The 20,066-nt window shown below is 58.9% G+C and carries 17 protein-coding genes; 8 read left to right on the forward strand and 9 right to left on the reverse strand.

Translation table 11 applies throughout. The features are described 5' to 3' along the window. Nucleotides 1-67: 67 nt before the first annotated feature. Nucleotides 68-1,198, forward strand: a complete 1,131-nt coding sequence (gcvT, locus tag ABI171_RS12865; protein WP_348092946.1) for a glycine cleavage system aminomethyltransferase GcvT — start codon at nt 68-70, stop codon at nt 1,196-1,198. Here the strand turns inward: gcvT and ABI171_RS12870 are convergent, their stop codons facing one another. Further along, nucleotides 1,199-2,836: a rhodanese homology domain-containing protein gene (locus tag ABI171_RS12870; RefSeq protein WP_348092947.1), complete on the reverse strand. Its 1,638-nt coding sequence runs from the start codon at nt 2,834-2,836 to the stop codon at nt 1,199-1,201. It abuts the gene before it with no gap. Continuing rightward, complete coding sequence (locus ABI171_RS12875; protein ID WP_348092948.1) at nt 2,833-3,450, reverse strand: cysteine dioxygenase; 618 nt, start codon at nt 3,448-3,450, stop codon at nt 2,833-2,835. Before ABI171_RS12875 ends, ABI171_RS12870 begins: the two co-directional genes overlap by 4 nt. A gap of 128 nt (nt 3,451-3,578) precedes the next feature. Here ABI171_RS12875 and ABI171_RS12880 point away from each other — a divergent pair, with 128 nt between their 5' ends. Then, nucleotides 3,579-3,896, forward strand: a complete 318-nt coding sequence (locus tag ABI171_RS12880; protein WP_348092949.1) for an aminotransferase class V-fold PLP-dependent enzyme — start codon at nt 3,579-3,581, stop codon at nt 3,894-3,896. A gap of 62 nt (nt 3,897-3,958) precedes the next feature. Here the strand turns inward: ABI171_RS12880 and ABI171_RS12885 are convergent, their stop codons facing one another. The 3 genes from ABI171_RS12885 to ABI171_RS12895 form a co-directional block, all read right to left on the reverse strand. Continuing rightward, nucleotides 3,959-4,855: a TauD/TfdA family dioxygenase gene (locus tag ABI171_RS12885; protein ID WP_348092950.1), complete on the reverse strand. Its 897-nt coding sequence runs from the start codon at nt 4,853-4,855 to the stop codon at nt 3,959-3,961. 151 nt (nt 4,856-5,006) lie between these two features. Next, nucleotides 5,007-5,789, reverse strand: a complete 783-nt coding sequence (locus ABI171_RS12890) for a VOC family protein (protein WP_348092951.1) — start codon at nt 5,787-5,789, stop codon at nt 5,007-5,009. 108 nt (nt 5,790-5,897) lie between these two features. Then, complete coding sequence (locus tag ABI171_RS12895) at nt 5,898-6,284, reverse strand: VOC family protein (RefSeq protein WP_348092952.1); 387 nt, start codon at nt 6,282-6,284, stop codon at nt 5,898-5,900. 158 nt (nt 6,285-6,442) lie between these two features. Between ABI171_RS12895 and ABI171_RS12900 the strand changes: the two genes are divergently transcribed. The 3 genes from ABI171_RS12900 to ABI171_RS12910 all read left to right on the forward strand — a co-directional run bounded on the left by ABI171_RS12900 (nt 6,443) and on the right by ABI171_RS12910 (nt 8,878). Beyond that, on the forward strand, nt 6,443-6,901 hold the full coding sequence (locus ABI171_RS12900; RefSeq protein ID WP_348092953.1) for a MarR family transcriptional regulator: 459 nt from the start codon (nt 6,443-6,445) through the stop codon (nt 6,899-6,901). Nucleotides 6,902-6,963: 62 nt separating this feature from the next. Further along, nucleotides 6,964-7,527, forward strand: coding sequence for an isochorismatase family protein (locus ABI171_RS12905; RefSeq protein ID WP_348092954.1), 564 nt, complete (start codon nt 6,964-6,966; stop codon nt 7,525-7,527). Between the two features lie 40 nt (nt 7,528-7,567). Beyond that, nucleotides 7,568-8,878 (forward strand): MFS transporter, encoded by a 1,311-nt coding sequence (locus ABI171_RS12910; RefSeq protein ID WP_348092975.1) that lies wholly within the window; start codon nt 7,568-7,570, stop codon nt 8,876-8,878. 60 nt (nt 8,879-8,938) lie between these two features. Here the strand turns inward: ABI171_RS12910 and ABI171_RS12915 are convergent, their stop codons facing one another. Both ABI171_RS12915 and ABI171_RS12920 read right to left on the reverse strand, forming a co-directional pair. Further along, entirely contained in the window at nt 8,939-10,357 is a 1,419-nt protein-coding gene (locus ABI171_RS12915; RefSeq protein ID WP_348092955.1) for a cytochrome c peroxidase, read from the reverse strand. A gap of 95 nt (nt 10,358-10,452) precedes the next feature. Next, on the reverse strand, nt 10,453-12,078 hold the full coding sequence (locus tag ABI171_RS12920) for an alkaline phosphatase family protein (protein WP_348092956.1): 1,626 nt from the start codon (nt 12,076-12,078) through the stop codon (nt 10,453-10,455). Between the two features lie 652 nt (nt 12,079-12,730). Between ABI171_RS12920 and ABI171_RS12925 the strand changes: the two genes are divergently transcribed. After that, the gene (locus tag ABI171_RS12925; protein WP_348092957.1) at nt 12,731-14,935 is read left to right on the forward strand and encodes an OsmC domain/YcaO domain-containing protein; all 2,205 of its coding nucleotides are present in this window, start codon (nt 12,731-12,733) and stop codon (nt 14,933-14,935) included. A gap of 80 nt (nt 14,936-15,015) precedes the next feature. Here ABI171_RS12925 and ABI171_RS12930 read toward each other — a convergent pair whose 3' ends face one another. Further along, nucleotides 15,016-15,900 (reverse strand): sterol desaturase family protein, encoded by an 885-nt coding sequence (locus tag ABI171_RS12930; protein ID WP_348092958.1) that lies wholly within the window; start codon nt 15,898-15,900, stop codon nt 15,016-15,018. A 98-nt stretch (nt 15,901-15,998) separates the two neighbouring features. On the opposite strand from ABI171_RS12930, the gene ABI171_RS12935 reads away from it, so the two are divergent. Both ABI171_RS12935 and ABI171_RS12940 read left to right on the forward strand, forming a co-directional pair. Beyond that, nucleotides 15,999-17,030 carry an AraC family transcriptional regulator gene (locus tag ABI171_RS12935; protein ID WP_348092959.1) on the forward strand — a complete coding sequence of 344 codons (1,032 nt, stop codon included), beginning with the start codon at nt 15,999-16,001 and terminating at the stop codon, nt 17,028-17,030. Between the two features lie 201 nt (nt 17,031-17,231). Continuing rightward, entirely contained in the window at nt 17,232-19,697 is a 2,466-nt protein-coding gene (locus ABI171_RS12940; protein ID WP_348092960.1) for a phospholipase C, phosphocholine-specific, read from the forward strand. A 24-nt stretch (nt 19,698-19,721) separates the two neighbouring features. On the opposite strand, the gene ABI171_RS12945 is transcribed toward ABI171_RS12940, so the two are convergent. Beyond that, on the reverse strand, nt 19,722-19,901 hold the full coding sequence (locus tag ABI171_RS12945) for a hypothetical protein (protein ID WP_348099300.1): 180 nt from the start codon (nt 19,899-19,901) through the stop codon (nt 19,722-19,724). Nucleotides 19,902-20,066: the final 165 nt, after the last annotated feature.

Genomic DNA, 20,066 nt, shown 5'->3' on the forward strand with positions numbered 1-20,066 from the left:
ACCGGTGCTTTACCGTCAGTCCCGCTAGCAAGGACAGCGCATACATAAATCAAAAGGACACTATCTCATGACTGATATCAGCAGCGCGGCAGCCTCGGCTCGCACCGCGCTTTATGATTTGCACCTGGAACTCGGCGCCAAGATGGTGCCGTTCGCCGGCTACGACATGCCGTTGCAATACCCGAGCGGGATCCTCAAGGAACACAAACACGCCCGCGCTCAAGCCGGCCTGTTTGACGTTTCGCACATGGGCCAGTTGCGCCTGAGCGGGCCGGATGCCGCGGCAGCATTGGAATCGCTGCTGCCGGTCGATATCATCGACTTGCCGGCCAACCGCCAGCGCTATGCCGTATTCACCAACCCGCAAGGCGGCATCCTGGACGACCTGATGGTCAGCAACGGCGGCGACCACCTGTTCCTGGTGGTGAATGCCGCCTGCAAACAGCAAGACACCGCGCATCTGCGCCAGCATCTGGCAGGCCGTTGCGAGATTGAAGAACTGACAGACCGCTCGTTGCTGGCATTGCAGGGTCCGGCTGCCGCCGCAGTGCTGGCGCGCCTGGCGCCGGAAACAGCGCAGATGGTTTTCATGCAAACCGGCAAAGTGACTCTGGCCGGCGCAGAGTGTTTCATCAGCCGCTCCGGTTACACCGGCGAAGACGGTTTTGAGATTTCCGTGCCCAATGCCCAGGCTGAGGCGCTTGCCCGGCTGTTGTTGGCGCAGCCGGAAGTCGCACCTATCGGCCTTGGCGCCCGCGATTCGCTGCGGCTGGAAGCCGGACTGTGCCTGTATGGCCACGATATGGATGTATCCACCACGCCGGTCGAAGCCAGCCTGATATGGGCCTTGTCGAAGGTGCGCCGCGCCGATGGCGCTCGCGCCGGCGGTTATCCGGGCGCAGCGCAGATCGAACAGCATCTGGCGCAAGGCGCCAGCCGCAAGCGGATCGGGTTGCTGCCTTTGGAACGCATGCCGGTACGTGAAGGCGCGGAACTGGTCGACGCCGACGGCAAGGTCATCGGCAAGGTCACCAGCGGCGGCTTCGGGCCAACACTGGATAAGCCGGTAGCGATGGGTTATGTCGAGACTGCGTACGCCAAAATCGGCACGCAATTGCATGCGATGGTGCGCGGCAAGGTAGTGCCGGTCGAGGTCGCCGCCATGCCATTCACGCCAGCACGCTATTTCCGCGGTTAGTCAGATCACGAAGAAACCGTGGGTGCCGTCCGCCGCCAGTTGTGCTACCAGACCGAATTCCCAGTCCAGGTAGGCTTGCATGGCGGCGGCCGGATTGCCGGTGCCTTCATACGGCCGGCGATAACGGTCGATGCGGGGCGATGCCAGCGCGGTTTCCCCAGACTCCAAAGGCAGGCTTGCAGCAATCCACGCTGCGGTGCCGTCTTCGAGCACAAATACCGGACGCTCGGTCAGTTGATGCAAATCGCCGGCGGCATAGCCCGCCAGCAGACTGCTGCCGCAAGTCAGCACATAGCGTTCCTCAGAGGATGTTTGCCGCACAACCGAGGCCAGTTGCGAGCGCAATGCAAAGCGTGCGCCGGGGATGTGCTGTTTGACGTAGTTGGCGCTGCTGGTGAAATCGAGCAGCACGGTGCTGCTCTTAGGATCGCTCTCGCTCAGCCACTCGGCCAACTTTGCGGCGGTCACCGATTCGAACGGCGGTGCGGGCGGCAACGCTTGCGACGGCAAGCCGGTCTCGCTGAAATCCGTTTTCTGCAATCCGTCCAGAACATGGACTTCCCAACCCATCTGCGCCAGCCAGGACGCGCTCATGTTGGCGCGCACGCCATCGTCGTCGGCCAGCACGATGCGGGCGCCGCGCACCGGCGCGACGTGATCGGTTTCCTGCACCAGCTGGCCGCCGGGAGCGGAGCTGAAGCCTGGCAAATGGCCCGCCATGTATTCCTCGGGCGTGCGGACATCCAGACGATAAGTTGTGCGGTCGTTTTCCTGCTGCCAGCGGACCAATGCAGCGAGACCGGTGCGTCCGACCTTGGCGCGGTCGGCGACTTGCCTGGCGGACGTCGCAGCCAGGATATGTTGTTCAGATCCAGCCTCGGAATGCGCTTGATCCGAGAATCTATGCGTTTTCCCATGTTCCAGCTGTTGTCCGGCGAGCGTCCAGCCGATCGTGCCGTTACGCAGAGCGCTGACCGGATTCGGGATGCCGGCGTTAATCAATGACTGGCTGCCGATAATGCTGCGGGTACGGCCGGCGCAATTGACGATGACCTGGGTTTCCGGCCGCGGCGCCAATGCCCGCACGCGCAGCACCAGTTCGGCGCCGGGCACGCTGATGCCGCCCGGGATGCTCATCGTATTGTATTCATCGAAGCGGCGCGCATCGAGCACCACCACATCGGCCTTGGCGTCCAGCAGCGCCTTGACTTCAGGCGCTGACAGAGACGGGGTATGACGCTGCGATTCGACCAGTTCGCCGAAGGCTTTGCTGGGCGCGTTGACATCGCGGAAAATCTCGCCGCCGGCATTGCGCCAGCCTTGCAAACCGTCCTCCAGCAAATGCACCGCACTGTAGCCAAGCTGCTGCAGGCGTCGTGCGGCTGGCAATGCCAGTCCATCACCGGCGTCGTACACAACAATGGTGGTATCACGGCGGGGAATGCGCGTATAGGCTTCCAGTTCGATCCGTCCCAAGGGCAGGTTGGCGGCGAACAGCGGATGTTCTTCAGCGAACGGCGCTTCTTCACGCACGTCCAGCAAAGCCAGTTCCTCGCGCGCCAGCAGTGCGGCACGGATTTGCGCGAAGGAGAGGGTGGCGAAGGAAGCGCCTGTTTCGTTGCTGGTAGTAGTTGTCATAGGTTTTCCAATTCGATGGAACGGTCCCGGATGTTCGGCAAATGGGCGTTGGAATAACCGGAGATGAAGGGCTTGCTGCTACCATCTTCGGCATACACGGAGCGTCTTACCGCACCGATGTTGGCGCCATATACGTGAATGCTGACCGATACGCTATCCGCGAATGCGTTACGCACCCGGTGGATATCGCCGATGGTCGGGGATACCGCTTCAACCGTGCCCGGTACGAGCTTGACCGCATCGCCCTCCGGTCGCAGGCTGCCATCGTCTGCAGCTCGGTAGGCTTGCGAATATTCGGCGCCGCGCAGCATGCCGATCAGGCCCCATACCGTATGGTCGTGGATGGGCGTTGTCTGGCCCGGTCCCCAGACGAAACTGACAACTGAAAAACGTTCGCTGGAATCGGCATGCAGCAGATATTGCTGGTAACGCTCGGGCCGGGCCTGTGCGCAAGCATCCGGCAGCCAGTCGTCGACCGCGATCAACTGCCGCAGCAATACGCCTCCTTCGCACAGGATACGGTCTTCGGTGGGCTTGTCATCGAGCAGAACCGCCAGGCAATGAATGAAGCTGCGCAGGCGGCCGGGGTTGGTAGATGGAGAAATGATGGACATACGTACTTGGCTTCGTGTTCGGTACTACGTGGCGAGGGAAGTATGGTTTCTCTCGTCATTTTAGTCGATTCCATGCGCAAATCTCATTGCAATAGATAAAGCCGTCGCGAAAGCACCGCTGCACTTATTTGAATTTCAACTATAGCGATAGAAAAGTATTCGTTCGTTTTGATTTTTCTTCTGATTATGATCGGCACAGAAAAAGGTCGCTGTCTGCCGCGCTGTCTTTTGTGCTGGCAGGCTACAAGACCGAGGAAGTGGGCGCTGCCTTGAACCAGCAAGGGATCGCGGTGCGCTCCGGCCATCATGGCGCGCGACCGATCTTGCGCAGGTTCGGAGTGGAGAGTACGGTGCGGCCGTCGCTGGCGTTCTACAACAACTGCGCGGACATCGATGCATTGATCGCTGCGCTGATTCAGCTAAGAGGCGCGCGCAGCGGTTTTTGAGGGATCGGAAAGCGGCAGGAAAAAACGGCAAGGAAGTGATTTCTTGCCGTTTTTTTGTGTTATCAGACCGGTATGTCGCCTTCGACCGTGGTCCGGTAAAGCGTGCGGCGCAGCTGCTGCGGCGTGATGGCGGCGTAATGCAAGGTGCTTCGGTTATCCCAGAACACCATATCGTGCGCGCGCCATTGATGGCGATAGACATTCTCGGGGTCTACAGAATGTTCATGCAGGAAGCGCAGCAAGGCATCGCTTTCATCCTTGGGCAAGCCGACGATGTGCGAGGTGAAGCCTTCGCTGACGAACAACGCCTTGCGGCCGCTTTCCGGGTGGATGCGAATCACCGGGTGTTCGACTTCAGGCACTTCGTCGATCTGCTTTTGGGTCAGGTCGGCGCGCCACGGCGAAAGTTTCTGCAGGCGGCGATAGCGATAGACATAGGAGTGCACCGCACGCCGGCCTTCCAGCAGTTGTTTTACCTCGGCGGGGAGCGTTTCATAAGCGTTGAACATGTTGGCGAACGAAGTATCGCCTTGTTCAGCAGGCAATTCCTGCGCATGTAGCAGCGAACCCAGGCTGGGCTTGGGCATGTACGACAAGTCGGAATGCCAGTCGGCGCCGGCATCCACCAGGCCGATCGGCTTGCCATCTTCGATGACATTGGAAACGATCAGGATCTCCGGATGGCCCTGCAGATGGAAGCGGTTCAGTACATGGACTTGCAGCGGACCGAAACGGCGGCTGAACGCTACGTGCTGCTCCGGCGTAATGTGCTGGTCGCGAAACACCACGACGTTATGCCTGACCAACGCCATGCGGATGCGCGCCAGGTCCAGCCCGGACAGTGGCAGATTCAAGTCGAGGCCGGTGATTTCTGCCCCCAGCGGACCGCTTATCGGCTTGATTTCGAGCGCTTGGGAGGAGACGCCGGCTCGGATTGATGTGTCAATGGCAATGGACATAAGATGACTGTGGTAACTGAACGGATGCATGGTTTTCGCAGGCAGCACCTGCCAAAAACAACATTACACCCGTTTCAAGGCCGCTGCCGCAAATAATGGATTCGCATATCCTTATGCGTTCCTGCGGCGGCGCCAAGATTCGCCATTTCTCTCAACGCTTTGCCGACACCAGCGAAAACATCGCGCCCTGCGGGTCAAAGCCCTGGACGATCCAGCTGCCGCCGGGAACCTCGTGCGGTCCCATGATGATTTTTCCGCCGCCTTCGGTCACACGTGCAGCCGCGGCGTCGATGGCCTCGACATTGATGTAATACAGCCAACAGGGCGCGGGCATGTCGGGCATCTTGGTCATGATGCCGCCGACCGCCGGGCCGCCGGTAGCGAAAGTCTGGTAGACGCCCATCGGCCCCATGTCGATTGCTTCATCCCTGGTCCAGCCGAACAGGCCGGAATAGAAGGCGAACGCGCTTTCCATGTCGCCGGCATGCAGTTCGTGCCAGCCGATATGGCCGGGCGCGCCGGGCGTCACCGGCGCCGGCTGTTCCTCGCTGTTGCCTTTGAATAGAAAGAAGCCGGCGCCATGCGGATCAGCCGCCACGGCGAAACGGCCGACGCCTGGAATGTCTGTCGGCGGCCGGCGGATCGAGCCGCCTGCCTTGGTGACGCGGGCGGCGTAGTCATCGACGTCGCTGACCGCGATATAGCCCATCCAGCAAGGTTTTGCGCCCATGGCGCTGGCCTCTTCCGGGATCGCCATCAGGCCGCCGACCATGATGCTTCCGGCCGAAAGTATGGTGTAGGCAGGGCCGTCCATGCCGGCATCCTGCATGTTCCAGCCGACCACGCTGCGGTAGAAGGTTTCAGCGGCCTTGGTGTCACTGGTCATGACGTCGTACCAGACGAATCTCGGTTGGTTTTTCTGGGTGGTTGACATGTGGGCTTGCTCCTTTAGCAGGGTGTGTTCATTTCAAATTTGACAGCCCCGCCACATGGCTGTTCCAGATAATGGATCAGTCACGTCAGCAAGGGCTTCCGTTGCGCCTTATTGTCCAGGCGGCGGCTGCCACAGCTCGACCTTATTGCCTTCCGGGTCCAGCACCCAGCCGAATTTGCCGTATTCCGATGCCTCGCTATTGCCGACCACATTGCATCCCTCCGCGCGCAAGGCGTCCAACAGCGCATCCAGGTCTGCGACGCGGTAGTTGATCATGAACGACGCGGTGCTGGGCGCGTAGTTATTGCTATCCATCGCGGAGACACTCCAGATCGTCGTGCCGACCGCCGGCTTGCCATCATCGCCCGCCCAGTTGAACGTCGCGCCGCCCCAGTCCTGCACATCGATGCCGAGATGGGTTTTATACCAGGCGCGCATGCCTTCCACGTCCTTGGCCTTGAAGAAGATCCCGCCGATACCGGTGACTCGTTTCATGCGCGCTCCGTATAAGAAGTGGTCAGGTATCGGAAGTCTACACCGCAGCGGCTGATCGGGCAGGCAGTCTCCATACATAAATATATAAAGGAAAACTACCAAGTCTTCCTTTGTATATGCTAAAGTAAAAGCATAAATCAACAACCCACGGAAAGACAATGATCATCCAGGAGCAAACGAGCGATCCTGATGCCGTGCGTGCGTCCGCCATGGCAGGGGAGTTGCGTGTGCTGCTCGGCCAATTGGGCCGGCGCTTGCGCGAACAGAGCCATGCTGGAGATTTCACCGGATCGCAGAAATCGGTATTGCTGCGGCTGGAGCGCGACGGCCCGGCCACGGTCACCACCCTGGCGCGGGCGGAAGGCGTGCGGCCGCAGTCGATAGGTGCCACCGTGGCGGTGCTGGAGGCTGCCGGGCTGGTGAGCGGGGCGGCGGACCCGGCCGATGGCCGCCAAACCATTTTATCGCTCACCGAAGCTTGCCGCGATATGGTCAGAGCCGGCCGCGCCGCGCGGGAAGACTGGCTGTTTCGCGCCATCCGCACCAAATTCGCAGCGCCAGAGCTGGAACAGCTCGCGGCCAGCGTCGAACTGCTGAAACGCCTGGCTGACGCCTAGCGTGGTCACAATCCATTGCGGCCGAAGCTGAGCGCAATCCACATCATCAGAAGGAGAATCTCATGGCAGTAACCATTCTTGATCCACAGACCGCGCTGATACTTATCGATTTGCAGCAAGGTATTCTCGCTTTGCCTATTGTCCACCCGACGCAGCCGGTGGTACGACATGCCGCAGAGCTGGCCGAGGCATTTCGCCGCCACGGCGCGCCAGTGGTGCTGGTGACCGTGACCGGCGTCGCGCCAGGACGCAACGAACAAGTGCGCAGCAGCGGCGCGCTGTCGGCCAACTGGGCTGAACTGGTGCCGGAACTGAACCGGCAGCCGCAAGATCACACGGTCAGCAAGAAGACCTGGGGCGCATTCACCGGCACCGGGCTCGATCAACATCTCAAGCAACTCGGCATGACCCAGGTCGTGATCGCCGGCGTCGCCACCAGCATCGGCGTCGAGTCGACCGCACGCCAGGCGCACGAACTCGGCTTCAACGTCACGCTGGCGATCGACGCCATGACCGATCTGAACCTTGACGCCCACCTCAACAGCATCACGCGGATCTTCCCGCGGCTGGGTGAAACCGGCAGCACCCGGGAAATCATCGCTCTGCTGGACAGCCGCCGCGCATGAGCATGTCAGCGATCCGGATTGCCGCCAGGCTGATCTTATGATGACCGGCACTTTCCGTTCGCTGAATGGGTACAATTACCGGCTTTGGGCGGGCGGCGCGCTGGTATCCAATGTCGGTACCTGGATGCAGCGCACCGCGCAAGACTGGATCGTCCTGACCCAGCTGACGCACAATAATGCGACCGCCGTCGGTATCGTGATGGCGCTGCAGTTCGGTCCGCAGGCACTGCTATTGCCGCTGACCGGTTTTGCCGCCGACCATTTCGATCGCCGCAAACTGTTGATTGTGACCCAGGCCGCCATGGGTGTTCTGGCGCTAGGGTTGGGCATCCTGACGGTTGCTGGCGTAGTCCAGCTATGGCAGGTGTACGTGTTTGCGTTTTTGCTGGGCTGCGTTACCGCCTTCGACGCGCCGGCGCGCCAGACTTTCGTCTCGGAGCTGGTGGCCGAAAACGATTTGTCGAACGCGGTGGCGCTGAATTCCACCTCGTTCAATGCCGCGCGCATGATCGGCCCGGCCATCGCCGGCGTCCTCATCGCCGTGATTGGCGCCGGCTGGGTATTCCTGATCAATGCCGCCTCGTTTGCCGCGGTACTGGCGTCGCTGAACATGTTGCGCGTCGGCGAACTCAATCTACGAACCAGGGCGGCGCCCGTGCGCGGCAGCCTGGTTGCGGGTTTTCGCTATATCTGGCGGCGGCCCGACCTGAAGGCGATCTTGTTCATGTTTTTCCTGATCGGCACCTTCGGCCTCAATTTCCCGATCTTCATTTCGACCATGTCGGTCAGCGTCTTCCACGCAGGCGCGCACCAGTACGGGTTCCTGTCGTCGATCATGGCGCTGGGATCGGTCACCGGCGCGCTGCTGGCCGCGCACCGCGAGAAACCGCGCATGGCTTTTCTGCTGGCGGGTGCGGCAGTCTTTGGCGGCGGGCTGACGCTGGCGGCGCTAATGCCCGGCTATGGACTGTTTGCCGTCGCCCTGGTGATTATCGGCGTGGCCGCGCAAACGTTTACCACCACCGCCAACAGCGCAGTGCAGCTGTCGACCGAACCGGCGATGCGGGGACGAGTCATGGCGATCCTGCTGGCGGTTGCCTTGGGCGGCACGCCGCTCGGTGCGCCGGTGATTGGCTGGGTTGCCGATACCTTCGGCCCGCGCTGGGCACTGGGCGTCGGCGCCGCGTCTGGTTTTGTAGCGACGCTGGTCGGATTGCATTACCTCATGAAATATCGTCAGCTGCGGATGCGGTTCAGTGGCGGACGGCTCCGTTTCAGCATTGGCGGCCACGATCCCATGGCGGCTTCTGCGCTAGCTGAACCTCGCATCATCGGACAGAAGGGCAGCTAGAACGGGTTCTGGCTTGACAGCCCGTGGTTTCATGCCAATCGCCCATGCCAGCCTGCTGCCTCACTTGGAAGCGCTGTTTTGTCCTGCGCCGGGCTGATAACCGTCGTTCAGCGTTTTCAGAAACGCCACCATGTCTTTGATCTCATCCGCATTCAACGCCGGCGCATCGCCGTGTTTGCGGTCGAAAGGCGCGTCCACGACATCGACATTCTTCTTGTAGCGCGGCGGCAGGTCGTCGTACTTGTCGATGCTGCCATCCTTGCGTTTCGGATACCACTTGGCAGGATCGGTTTCGCGTTCCACATAAAAATGCAGCAGGTCGTCGAGATTCTTGAACACGCCGTTATGGAACAGTGCGCCGCGGGTGGCGCTGTTGCGCAAGGTCGGGGTCTTGAACAGGCCGCAGTAGGACGCTTGTTTTTTATAGTCGTCACGCATCGGCCCGCACAGGCCGAGGTCGTAATGATCCGGATCGCGGTTCGCAATCAGGTCCTTGTTGCGCGGACCGGCCAGCGCTTCAAACTGGTAATCGGTAAACGCCGGCGGAAACATGCCGTCACGTGAAGGCTTGTCGATGTGGCAGGAAGCGCAATTGCCCTTTTTCGGGTCGTCGAACAGCTTGAGGCCGCGGCTTTCTTCCGCGCTCAGCTTGGCCTGGCCGGCCAGATAATAATCGTACTTGCTGTCGTAGGGATGAAAGCTCGGGTCTTCCAGCTGGAAGCGTCCCAGCGCGAACAAGGCTTCGCTCAGCGCCAGGCCGGAATTGTCGAACACGTTGGCGCCGAACAGCTTGCGCAAATCCTCTGCATACGGCGCGCTGCGTAATTTTTCCAGCAAGGCTGCGGCGCTCTTGTTGTCCATTTCGTTCGGATCGAGAAACGGTCCTTGCGCCTGGTTCTGCAAGGTATCGGCGCGGCCGTCCCAGTCCAGTCCACCCATCGGCACATTGGCTTCCGCCGCCAGCAGCGACGCATTGGGCTGCGTGCTTTTGGCTACTGCGGCTACCCTGACGTCAGCCGTGGTTACAGGCGCCGCTGCAACGGTATCGCTGTCCGGCACCGAACTGTTGGGGCCGATAGTGAATATCGGCGTGTGTTCCAGGTAGCGCAGCGAAGGCGCCGCGCGCAAGCCCTGGCGCTCCAGCCTGGGACCGCCCAGTTGCACCGCCAGGTTGTTCGGTGGCGCGTACGCGTGGTCCGGGCTGTGGCAGGAAGCGCAAGCCAGCTTGCCGGAGCCGGATAACGACGGATCGAAGAAAATCTTTTTGCCGAGCTGGGCGACAGCGCTTAACTCCACAGGATGGGCAGCGTCAGGGGCGGCATGATAAATCGGCGTTGCGGGCATCGCGGGCGCAACTGCCGCAGCGGTTGCAGATGCGGAGGGCGTGGCGCGGTCGCAACCGGCCAATGCCAGCAACAGGCAGGGTACGGCGAAAAACAATCTGGAGTAGCGTTTCATCGAGGCTATGGTGAACGGCAAGCTGCGCCGTCATAAAAACGTTCCGGCGGCGCTGCCTAAAATGCGCAGCGCCGCCGGGAATCATGACTTGAAACAGGCATTATTTGCCAGAACTATCACATTGGCAGGCCGGTAGTCGTATTGAGATTCAGCTTCGGTGTGTTGCCGCCGTTGGTGAAGTCGAACATGCCTTGGATCGAACCGGCGATAGCGTCGAACGAACCTTGGCCGATACGGGTGCCGCTCAGCCAGTTGTCTTCAACGAAACGCAGTACTGAAGACTGATCGGTCAGGGTATGGTCGACGAAGTTGGCTTTTGCATAGGGTGAAACCACCAGCAACGGCAAACGCGGGCCGAAGCCGCAACGGCCTTGCACCGGCGTGCCGTTGATGCCATTCAGCGGTGTGCCGCTGCCGCAAGTGCTGGCGCCGTTCAAGGTGTCGGCAGTCGTGGTCGAGCCGTTGATTACCTTGCTGACATGGTCGTACCAGCCGTCGGAATCGTCGTACGCGATGATGACGACAGTGTTGGCCCAGTCAGGCTGTTGTTGCAGGAAATTGATTGTCTTGGTGATGAAGGCTTGCTCGTCCAACGGATTCGAATAGCCGGCATGGCCGTCCTGGTAACCCTGGGCCTTGAGGAAGCTGACCGACGGGAAATTGCCGGCAGCGACCGCTGTGAAGAAGTCGTTGGTGTCGTACTGATGATTGGCGCCGCCATCGTTGCTGGTGCCGATTGCCGCCACCGAACCAGGACGGATGTGTTTAGGGTTGGCGGTCGACGCGTAGTACTGGAATGGCTGGTGATGCGGAATGTAGTCGCTCGTATAGCCGTTCAGCACTGTTGAAAACGTACTGCGGGCGCAGCCGGTGGTGCCGTTGGGGTTGGTCGCGGTGAGGTCGAAGCCGCCTTCGAACCAGCCCCAGCTGACGCTTTTCGCATTCAGCAGGTCGCCGATATTCTTGCCGCTCATGGTGGCGGTATTGGCAGTCGACGAGCAGGTATCGGCGGATGGGTCGATATCGCTGATCATGGTTTTGCCGCCCTGGCCGTCGGCGATCAGAGCCGTGCTGTTGCTGCCGACGACCTGCGTCACGCCGTTGGTCTGGCCGGAGATCAGGTTAAGCGCGCCAGGGGTCGACGGTCCGAACACGGTATCGAAGGAATTGTCGCTCATGGCGAAATGCTGGGCGTAGTTCCACAGGGCGGTCACAGTGTTGCCGTCGTAGTAGCCCATCACCAGACCCTTGGTAAAGAACGGGCCGGTGCCGGTGCCGCTGGATGCGGTGCCGGTGTTTTTCGGGAACAGGTCCATGGCGCCACCATTGAAGGCGTTCTGTTCTGCGGTGTAGCCGTGATTCTGGTCGGCGGTCAGGGCTTGCGAGCGGTCCAGGCGGAACGGGTTAGCCGCGGCGGCGCCGTTGGCAGTGTTGGTCGAGTTCGGATTGGCGGTCAGCAGGGCTGGCGTCAGGCCGGCCACGGCTGGCGTGCCGCTGGCGGCAATGAACGCCGGTTCGCCTGCCGGGTTGGTAGCGGCGGGATAAGTACCGAAGTAATGATCGAAAGAGTTGTTCTCGCCAAAAATGACCACGACGTGCTTGATCGGGGTCGCTGTCGCTAGCGCATCTTGCGCGCTCACCGGGGTCAGTGTCAGAGTGTTGTTGCTGCCGGAGCCGCTGCAGGCTGCCAGTCCAACTAAAAACAAGGCCGCCGGGATGGCCTTCATCATATTCTTGTTCATGCTTTCCTCTGTTGTGCTGGGAGTGTTGTTACCTAACCGCGAGCGAAGATAGCGCAGTTATATTTCAGCTACGTGACAAAAAAATGTGTGAAATCAAGGCGCAGCGAATTTCGCATCACTACACAAATCAGAAACAGCAGAAAAAGGAATAGTTGCCCGCGGCCTTGCCCTATGCAGTTGGGCCGGCGCGCCAGGCGCTGCCGCTAAACCATCAAGATAGCGCGATCTCATAGATGTGGCGCTACATCGCTCTACGGTCACAAATTGTTACACTCTTTCCAGAAAATCGTCAGGGAGTCGCAAGCAAACAACGCTCCGAAAAGACAATACGGGCGGGGTTCCGGTTGACATCAGTGTGTCGGCGTAAAGGCGTAATGCGACAGTCGGAAGATAAATTCTGAAGTGCCATAATTGCTTGCAATTGTTCTCACGCCAGATACAAAAAGCCCAACCCTCTTTCAGGGGAGTGGTGTGGTTCTCATTGTTATGAGACTCATCGTTCAGCTCTTTTTTAGCACTCCGTGTGTTTGAGTGGCTGCTTTGGTTGCTGCGGAGAGGCGGCGTGGGGCCGGTCAACAGCCATTGCTATAAGGTTTAAAAAAAATGGATTATAGTGGCTGCCTTATTTTTAGCACTATTTTGGAATTCCCTCATGGAAATTAAAGTCAACTTTCTCGATAAGCTTCGTCTTGAAGCCAAGTTCGATGATTTCACGGTGGTGGCCGACCAGCCTATCCGCTATAAGGGCGATGGCTCGGCACCTGGTCCGTTCGATTACTTTCTGGCCTCATCGGCCTTGTGTGCGGCTTATTTCGTGAAATTATATTGTGTAACTCGCAATATTTCTACCGAAAATATCCGCCTGTCGCAGAATAATATTGTTGACCCGGAAAACCGTTATCAGCAGATTTTCAAGATTCAGGTTGAGTTGCCGGCGGATATCTCGGACAAAGACCGCCAAGGTATTTTGCGCTCCATCGAGCGTTGTACGGTAAAAAAAGTAGTGCAAGCCGGGCCCGAGTTTGTGATCGAAGATGTAGAAAATCTAGATGCCGATGCTCAGGCGTTGCTGATGTTGAATCCGTCTTCTGAAGCAAGTACCTATATTGCGGGCAAGGATTTGCCCTTGGAGCAGACCATCGCCAATATGTCGGGAATTTTGGCGGGCTTGGGCATAAAGATTGAAATCGCTTCATGGCGCAATATTATTCCCAACGTGTGGTCGCTGCATATCCGCGATGCGCACTCGCCGATGTGTTTTACCAATGGCAAGGGAGCGACCAAAGAAAGCGCGTTGGCGTCGGCGTTGGGAGAGTATATCGAGCGACTGAATTGCAATCACTTCTATGCCGGTCAGTTTTGGGGCGAAGACATCGCCAACGCGGCGTTTGTGCATTATCCGAACGAGCGCTGGTTTAAGCCTGGCCCTAAGAATGCGCTGCCGGCTGAAATTCTGGATGAGTACTGTTTGCAAATTTACAATCCTGATGGCGAGTTGTCTGCCTCGCATCTGGTCGACACCAACTCCGGCAATGTGCAGCGCGGTATCTGTTCGCTGCCGTATGTGCGTCAGTCGGACGGCGAGGTGGTGTATTTTCCATCCAATCTGGTCGAAAACCTCTACGTCAGCAATGGCATGAGTGCCGGTAATACGCTAGCCGAAGCGCAGGTGCAATGCCTGTCGGAGATTTTCGAGCGGGCGGTAAAGCGCGAAATCCTGGAAGGTGAAATCGCATTGCCTGATGTGCCGCAAGAAGTGCTGGCGAAATACCCTGGCATTCTGGCCGGCATTCAGGGCTTGGAAGAGCAGGGTTTTCCGGTGCTGGTGAAGGATGCGTCGCTGGGTGGAAAGTACCCGGTGATGTGCGTCACTTTAATGAACCCGCGGACAGGCGGTGTGTTTGCTTCGTTCGGAGCCCACCCAAGCTTGGAGGTGGCGCTGGAACGTAGTCTTACGGAATTGCTGCAGGGTCGCAGTTTTGAAGGTCTGAACGATTTACCTCGCCCCACCTTTGTCAGTAACGCTGTAACCGAGCCAAATAACTTTGTTGAACACTTTATTGATTCCAGCGGTGTGGTGTCGTGGCGCTTTTTCAGTGCCAGAGCTGATTTCAATTTTGTTGAGTGGGATTTTTCCGGCCAGGGCGAGAACTCCAATGCCGAGGAAGCCGCGACGTTGTTCGGCATTCTCGAAGCCATGGGCAAAGAGGTGTACATGGCGGTGTATACGCATTTTGGCAGCACTGCCTGCCGGATCTTGGTGCCGGATTATTCGGAAGTCTATCCCGTAGATGATTTGATCTGGGATAACACAAACAAAGCGCTGTTGTTCCGTGCCGATATTTTGAACTTGCATCGCCTGGACGATGACAGCCTGGAAGCACTGCTTGAGCGTTTAGAGAACAATGAGCTGGATGAGTACTCCGACATCGCCACATTGATCGGCATCGAATTTGACGAGAATACGCTCTGGGGGCAACTGACAGTTCTAGAGTTAAAGCTGCTGATTCATCTCGCTTTACAGCAATTCGAGGAGGCACAGGAACTGGTGGGAGCCTTCCTGCAGTACAACGACAACACGGTCGAGCGCGGATTGTTTTATCAGGCCTTGAATGTGGTGCTAGAGGTTATGCTGGATGACGACTTGGAACTGGACGATTACGCGGTCAATTTCCGCCGGATGTTTGGCAACCCTCGGATGGACGCGGTGATGGGCTCGGTAGACGGCAGCGTGCGCTTCTTCGGCTTAACGCCAACGAGTATGAAACTGGAAGGGCTCGATAGGCACGCGCGCCTGATCGATAGCTACAAAAAATTGCACATTGCGCGGGCCAATGTGGCCGCTGCATCCAGCTAGGAGTCTGGCCGGATGTAGCGCCGGCGCTGGACCGGACCAAGGCAATTCTGACTGAAATCGCTTGAGGCCTGGCTTGAGGCTTAATCCGCGCACCGTTCATACTCGGGCGGCGCCCATAGATGCTTCAGGCGCTGGCCCAGGCTGCCAGGCCGGCCCACATCGCGCCACATGGCAATGAATTCGTGGAAGTTGAGAGTCAGCAGGTTGTGGCTGTAGACCTGGCGCTTGATGCCGTAATCCACCGCTTCCTGCTCTTCCACATACGTGCCGAACAGGCGGTCGAAGACGATCAGCACGCCGCCATAGTTTTTGTCGATATAGCAATCGTTGCGGCCGTGATGGGCGCGATGGTTGCTCGGCGTATCGAAAACGTATTCCAGCGCCGGATGCAGCTTGCCGACGCTTTCGGTGTGGATGAAAAACTGGTACACCAGGTCGCAGGCGTACAGGATGAACACCACCGCAGGATGCACGCCCAGCAGCACCAGTGGCATGAAAAACAACCACCAGCCGGTGATCGGATAGAGCAACGACTGCCGCATGGCGGTGCTCATGTTCATGTGCTCGCCGCTGTGATGCACCACATGGGCGGTCCAGAACCAGCGCACGCGGTGACTGCAGCGATGGAACCAGTAATAGCAAAATTCGACGGCGAGGAAAATCGGCAGCAAGGTCCAGGCGTTGACCGGGATCGTGAAAAAGCGATGGTGCCAAAACCAGAATACGGCCGCGCCAACGAATAACACGTGCACCGCCAGTTCGAACAGCTGGTAGCTGCCGCCCAGGTTGATATTGGTCAGGATGTCTTTCCAATAGAACTGGCGATGGTTGCCGCGCTTGCGCATGACTTGCCATTCGATGGCGAAGCCGACCAGGAACAAGGGCGTCATGCCGATCAGCACCACTTGTTTCCACTCGATGTGGGCGCCGAAGGTGGCTTCCATCCAGGCGATCAGGTCCATCATGATGTGCCGCTCCATGCGCAATGTCGATCTATCGGATATTAAGAGCGGGGGCGCTGAAATGCTTGACCGCGCCGGACAATTATTTGACAATTCTCGCCATGCCCCATATTACTCCGGACCAGCCGCTACGTGGCGTCGTGCCCAGCACCTACGTCAGGCTGCTCTATGAATATCTCGAAAAGCAAGGGGTGGCAGCCGTCGATTTGCTGGGCGCGGCGGCGCCGGAAGCCGCCGACCGCGGCTTGCAGCGTTTTCCTGTGGCGCGCTGGAAAGCGCTGTTGCAACGCGCCGCCGCGCATCTGCACGATCCCTTGCTGGGCTTGCGCCTGGGCCAGAGTATTACCCCGGCCCACTTCGGCGTGATGGGCTATGTGCTGCTGGCGTGCCCCGATCTGGGCGTGGCGCTGGCCCGCACCCTGCAATACCAGCGCCTGCTATATGACGTCAACCCGATGCGCAGCGCGCTGGAAGGCAGCGATCTGCGGCTCGAATGGGGCGTCGATCAAGGCCGTCCCGGACCGCTAGTGGATGAATGCGCCATCACCGCGCTATTGCAGCTGGCGCACAGCGCCACCGGCCGCCGCATCGTGCCGACCCAAGTCTGTTTTGTGAATCCGGTGCCGGCCGACAGCAAACCCTATCGCGACTGGTTCGGTTGTCCGGTACTGTTTGCGCAGCCGGTTACCTCCATCCGCTTGCCGCAAACCTTGCTGGCTTTGCCGCTGCGGCAACCGGATACGTTCCTGCTAACCGTACTGGAGCGGCAAGCCGATGCCTTGTTGGCAGAGCTGCCGCCGACCGACGACTTCGAACAGGCGGTGCGGCGCTGTATCGCGCGGCTGATCCGTGAAGGGCGGGCGGAACTGGAGCCGGTGGCGAACGAACTCCATGTATCGGCGCGCACCTTGCATCGCCGGCTGGAAGCCGGCGGCATCAATTTCAGGGAATTGCGCGAAAGTATCCGCCACCGCCTGGCCGAGCATTATCTGGCCGATCCGCGTCTGCAACTGGCCGAAATAGCCCAATTGCTCGGCTATTCCGAGCAAAGCGCTTTCACCCGCGCATACCGGCGCTGGAGTGGCTGCACGCCATACAGTTACCGGCAGCAGCAGCTGATTCCCCTCAGCTAACCTTGTCGTTTTCAGACAAAAACCTGACGTAATACATTAAATAAATTGGATCATCAACAATCAATAATGCGTTGATTATTAATGATTTATTTTTGGAAATTAACGTATTTCCCGTCCAGGTTCCTCGCCGGTCATGAGGATGTAATATAAAAAATATAGCCTGTCGGGCAAATTCAACCATGAACTTCCCCGGAGAACCCTATGGCGCAAAAGAGCAGACGTGACTTCCTGGCCCTGACGGCAAAAACGGCAGCTGCCGCAGCAGCAGCGGGCGTTTTTCCAGACACCATCCGACAAGCGCTGGCGGTTCCCGCCTACAACCGGACCGGCACAATCGCAGATGTCGAGCACGTCGTGATTTTCATGCAAGAAAATCGCTCTTTTGATCATTACTTTGGCAAGCTGGCCGGGGTCCGTGGCTTCGGCGATCCACGCGCCATTTCGCTGCCAAGCGGGCAATCGGTGTGGTACCAGCCGAATGGCGGCTCCTATGTGCTGCCTTACCATTTCGACGCGCAGGGCACCAACGCCACGCATGTCGGCTTGAACCATAGCTGGAAAGGATCCGAGACCACCTGGAAAAATTGGGACGCCTGGGTCCCCAAGAAAACCGCCTACACCATGGGCTACTTCGACCGCGGCGACTTGCCTTTCTATTATGCGGTGGCGGATGCATTTACCATCTGCGACGCCTATCACTGCTCGATTTTCGGCCCGACCGATCCGAACCGCTTCTATGCCTTGTCCGGCAGCGCCGGCGAGAACATCACCGGGCTCAACGACGGCAACCTGTATAACGCCAATCCGATCTACAACGGCGATCTCAACAAGGACGACATCAGCGCCGCAACCACCGCAGCTGCGCCTAACTGGAAGACCTACGCCGAAGTATTGCAAGCCAATAACGTCAGCTGGAAGGCTTACCAGGAATTCGACAACTATGGCGACAACTATCTCGCCTATTTCCGGAATTTCCGGGTCGAGAGCGACGGCAGCCGTCTCAAGACCAGTTCGCCCTTGTATCAGAATGGCCGGGCATTGGTGGATGGATCAACCCAAGCCAATACCGCCGGCACCAAGGGAGATCAGCTGATCAAGGCATTCAAGCGCGATATCGATGGCGTCAATGGCAAGACCGCCTTGCCGCAGGTTTCCTGGATTTTTGCGCCTTACGAATATTGCGAACATCCGGAAGCCTCGCCAAACGCCGGTGAAGATATCGCATCCCGCTTGTTGGGCGCGCTGGCCAGCAATCCGGAAGTGTGGTCGAAGACGGTGTTCCTGATTAACTATGACGAAAATGATGGCTTTTTCGATCACATGCCGCCTAATGTTCCGCCATCGAGCGCCGACATGGGGCTCACCACGCTGGCCGATCCTCTCGTCGGCGAGGTCTACCAGCAAGTACCGAAAGGCCTCGGCCCGCGGGTGCCGATGCTGGTGATTTCGCCATGGAGCCGCGGCGGCCGCGTCTGCTCGCAGTTGTTCGACCATACATCGGTGCTGCGCTTCCTGGAGGAATGGCTGGTCTGCGGCCACGGGCTGGAGCGCGACAAGGTGACCTGCAAAAATATCTCACCTTGGCGGCGCGCGGTATGCGGCGACCTGACCTCGGCATTCGATTTCAAGACGCCGAACAAGGCATGGCCGCAAATCACGCCGGCGCCGCCTTACCACAAGGTCGATTCGACGGTGAGCGCTACGCCGCCGACCGTACAAACCTTCCCGGTGCAAGAGCTGAATCGCGGTCCGCGGCCAGCCTGTCATTTGCCGTATCAGCTGCATGTCGATGCGCGGCACGCCGCGCAATCCGGCCACCGCGAACTGGCGCTGACATTAGGCAACACGGGCAAGGCCGGCGCCGCTTTCATCGCTTATTCGAACCTGCGCCAGGACGGTCCGTGGCATTACGCGGTGGAAGCCGGCAAGGCGCTGCACGACGTCAAACTGAACAACTGGACCGGCGACCAGTACGAATTGCGCGTGCATGGTCCGAACGGCTTTTTCCGTGAAATCAAAGGCAGCTTTGCAGTTGCCGGCAGCGCGGCGGCCAGGCCGGAAGTCCAGGTGCGTGACGACTATGAGCGCCATGCGATCACCCTGGTGTTATCCAACCAGGCCGGATCGAAACCGTGCACCTTCACGATCAGCGCCAATGCCGGCCCGTCGATCGGCTTCCATGGCTCTTATCCGGTGGCGGTGGGCAGGGCGCTCAAGCTGATGGTGCCGCTGGCTGCGGCCAAAGGCTGGTATGACTTCAGCGTGACGGCAGATTCCGACGCCAACTTTCTGCGCCGGGTCGCCGGCCACGTCGAAAGTGAAGCGCGCAGCTGGACCGATCCGCAAATCGGCGTGATTGCGCCGTCGACGCTGTCCACCCCGACACCGGTCATACGCCATGGCGGCAGCATTGCATTCAACTACAGCACAGCGGCGCAAAAACAGAATCCACGCAACTGGATCGGCGTGTTTCCACTTTCCAGTAGTGTTCCTGACCAGGCTGGCTACAAGACCTATAGCGTGTACGAATACGCCACCGCGCTCAATGGACAGATCACGCTCAAGACCCAGGGGCTGGCGGCCGGATCCTACAAGGTATGGTTCCTTGCCAATGATGCCTATGCCGAGCAATTGGCCGGGCCGGTGGTGTTTACCGTCGCAGCCTGAGGCTGAACGGCGCCCTGCGCATGCTCAGGGCGCCGCCATGAACAAGGCCAGGTATTCCAGCCGCTGCGCATCGTCGAAATCCGGCAGGCTGTACAGGGCTTCCTGCTCGGCGTCAGAAAGGACTGTGCGCAGTTTATTCTTGTTGGTCAGAGTATGGAAACAACAGTTTGTTGTTAACCCTCCGTGATCTGATTTGCACGGCATTACTTAATCATTTAATCTTTGAGGTGGGTGATCGGTTACGGAAATTTTCAAGCTAGTTGTCGCCTGAGTGTTGCATTTATGCTGCCTTTTTCAGTGCTAGATCTTGCTCCTTTTTCTTGATTGCATCGGTCGCCTGTTTTTCAGGATTCAGGTGAACCACCATGA

The organism is Collimonas sp., assembly GCF_039923675.1.
Lineage (GTDB): Bacteria > Pseudomonadota > Gammaproteobacteria > Burkholderiales > Burkholderiaceae_D > Collimonas.

Excerpts from the sequence above, each read along its gene's own strand:
- gcvT (WP_348092946.1), top strand. The coding sequence starts at position 68 with ATGACTGATATCAGCAGCGCGGCAGCCTCGGCTCGCACCGCGCTTTAT.
- ABI171_RS12870 (WP_348092947.1), bottom strand. The coding sequence starts at position 2,836 with ATGACAACTACTACCAGCAACGAAACAGGCGCTTCCTTCGCCACCCTC.
- ABI171_RS12875 (WP_348092948.1), bottom strand. The coding sequence starts at position 3,450 with ATGTCCATCATTTCTCCATCTACCAACCCCGGCCGCCTGCGCAGCTTC.
- ABI171_RS12885 (WP_348092950.1), bottom strand. The coding sequence starts at position 4,855 with ATGTCCATTGCCATTGACACATCAATCCGAGCCGGCGTCTCCTCCCAA.
- ABI171_RS12890 (WP_348092951.1), bottom strand. The coding sequence starts at position 5,789 with ATGTCAACCACCCAGAAAAACCAACCGAGATTCGTCTGGTACGACGTC.
- ABI171_RS12895 (WP_348092952.1), bottom strand. The coding sequence starts at position 6,284 with ATGAAACGAGTCACCGGTATCGGCGGGATCTTCTTCAAGGCCAAGGAC.
- ABI171_RS12900 (WP_348092953.1), top strand. The coding sequence starts at position 6,443 with ATGATCATCCAGGAGCAAACGAGCGATCCTGATGCCGTGCGTGCGTCC.
- ABI171_RS12905 (WP_348092954.1), top strand. The coding sequence starts at position 6,964 with ATGGCAGTAACCATTCTTGATCCACAGACCGCGCTGATACTTATCGAT.
- ABI171_RS12910 (WP_348092975.1), top strand. The coding sequence starts at position 7,568 with ATGACCGGCACTTTCCGTTCGCTGAATGGGTACAATTACCGGCTTTGG.
- ABI171_RS12920 (WP_348092956.1), bottom strand. The coding sequence starts at position 12,078 with ATGAACAAGAATATGATGAAGGCCATCCCGGCGGCCTTGTTTTTAGTT.
- ABI171_RS12925 (WP_348092957.1), top strand. The coding sequence starts at position 12,731 with ATGGAAATTAAAGTCAACTTTCTCGATAAGCTTCGTCTTGAAGCCAAG.
- ABI171_RS12930 (WP_348092958.1), bottom strand. The coding sequence starts at position 15,900 with ATGATGGACCTGATCGCCTGGATGGAAGCCACCTTCGGCGCCCACATC.
- ABI171_RS12935 (WP_348092959.1), top strand. The coding sequence starts at position 15,999 with ATGCCCCATATTACTCCGGACCAGCCGCTACGTGGCGTCGTGCCCAGC.
- ABI171_RS12940 (WP_348092960.1), top strand. The coding sequence starts at position 17,232 with ATGGCGCAAAAGAGCAGACGTGACTTCCTGGCCCTGACGGCAAAAACG.
- ABI171_RS12945 (WP_348099300.1), bottom strand. The coding sequence starts at position 19,901 with ATGCCGTGCAAATCAGATCACGGAGGGTTAACAACAAACTGTTGTTTC.